The 1,883-nt window shown below is 76.1% G+C and carries 1 protein-coding gene; it reads right to left on the bottom strand.

Annotated elements, in window-relative coordinates:
• Positions 1-53: 53 nt before the first annotated feature.
• A partial coding sequence (locus ACYVE7_RS33350) for a sensor histidine kinase (RefSeq protein ID WP_460370480.1) occupies positions 54-1,883 on the bottom strand: 1,830 nt, incomplete at its 5' end.

The following is a 1,883-nucleotide window of genomic DNA, read 5'->3' as shown; positions in this document are numbered from 1 at the left end:
GACCGCGAGCAGCACGGCCACCCCCCGCAGCACCCGCCCCACCCGCCCGCCGTTCATGCGGCCCCTGCCGGGGTGAGGTGGGTGGGGAGGACGGCGGTGAGGCGGGTGCCGCGGGTGGGGTGGGGGGTGAGGGTGCAGGTGCCGCCGAGCTCTTCCGCCCGTTCGCGCATGGCTTGGAGGCCGATGCCGCGGGGGGTGCTCGGCAGGATGCCGCGGCCGTGGTCGGTGATCTGGAGGTGGAGGGCGGCGCCGTCATGGGTGAGGGTGATGGTGCAGCGGGTGGCGTCGGCGTGGCGGGCGATGTTGGTGAGGGCTTCGGCGGTGATCCGGTAGGCGGCGACCTCGACCGCGGCGGGCAGCTCGTCGCGGGGGCCGGTGGCGGTGACGGGGGCGTCGCCGAGGTCGGCGGCCTGCTGCCGGATCGCGCCGAGCAGGCCGTACCGGTCGAGTGCGGGCGGGCGCAGGTCGTGGACGAGACGGCGGACGTCGGTGAGGACGTCAGCGAGGTCGGTGGTGACCTGGGCGAGGGTGGCGTCGGCGGTGGCGGGGTCGCGGGGGGAGAGGTTGCTCGCGGCCTGGATCTTGAGGCCCGCGGCGGCCAGGGCGGGGCCGAGGCCGTCGTGCAGGTCGCGGCGGAGCCGTCGGCGTTCCTCGGCGATGCCGGTGACGAGCGCCGTCCGGCCGGACTGGAGCTCCTCGGTGAGGGCGGTGGCGTGGGCCGCGGCGGCGGCCTGGCGGACCATGTCGGCGAGGAGCCGCTGGTCACGGTCGGACAGCTGGGCGCCGAGCCGCGGCACGAGGGTGAGACGGCCGATGGGGGCGTCGCGGTAGGTGAACGGCAGGACGATCGTGTCGTCGCGGGGTTCGCCCTGGCTGACGGTGAGGGTGGTGCCGTCGGCGAGGTCGAGGTCGACCCGCACGTACGGGGAACGGAACGCGGCGGCGACGCCCCTGGCGACCTCGGTGAGCAGTTCGTCGGGGTCGGGGGCCTCCTCCAGCCGCCGGGCGAGCGCCGACACCACCTCATAAGGGTCATCCCGGCCGGTGAGCGCACGGTGGACCAGGCGTTGGAGCCGCCGCCGCAGCGGCGCGTACAGGACGGCGACGGTTCCGGCGGCGGCGATCCCGGCGACCCGGTCGCCGCCGAACAACTCGCCCGCGCCGATGAACACGGCCAGGTCGACGGCGATGACGACGGTGGCGAGCGTCCCGTACAGGAGGGTCCAGCCGAGCAGCAGGTCGGCGCCGTACAGCCGATACCGCAGCACGGCGATGACGACGGCGGCGGCCAGCGCGCTCTGGCCGAGCAGGAAGGTGACGTCCCGCCAGACGGGCGCCGCGTCGACGGCGCTGAGGACGAGATCCCCTGCCATGAAGCCGAGTTCGACGAGCACCCCGAGGAGCAGCCAGCGCAGCTGGGCGCGGCGGACGGGGTCGGAGCCGGAGAACCGGCGGACGAACGCGGCCATCGCCAGGAGCGTCGCGGCGGTGGCGGCGACGCCGAGCGCGGCGCCGGCGCGGTCCCAGAACACGGTGGGCAGCGGGAGCGACAGCGGATCGAGGTCGACGCCGTCCAGCCCGGTGACCTGCTCGGGAGCGCCCTGGCGGCTGATCACCCAGTCCTGCCACGGGACGACGGCCAGCATCAGCGGGGTGAGGGCGAGCGCGCCGACGGCCAGGGCGGCGGGGAGCCGCCAGCGCGGTGAGGGCAGCCGCCCGTCGGGGAAGTACAGCAGGACCAGCGGCCAGGTGAGGATCTGCAGCGGCCCCGACCGCGCGCCGACGAACACCGCGGCCTCGGCGAACGGCAGGTCACGGGCCGCGGCGAGGGGCGCGTAGGCGACGGCGAACCCGTCGGCGGCCGCGGCGATCCCGCCGGCCAG

Source organism: Actinocorallia lasiicapitis (genome assembly GCF_054778695.1).
This window is presented reverse-complemented; position numbering and strand designations above follow the sequence as displayed.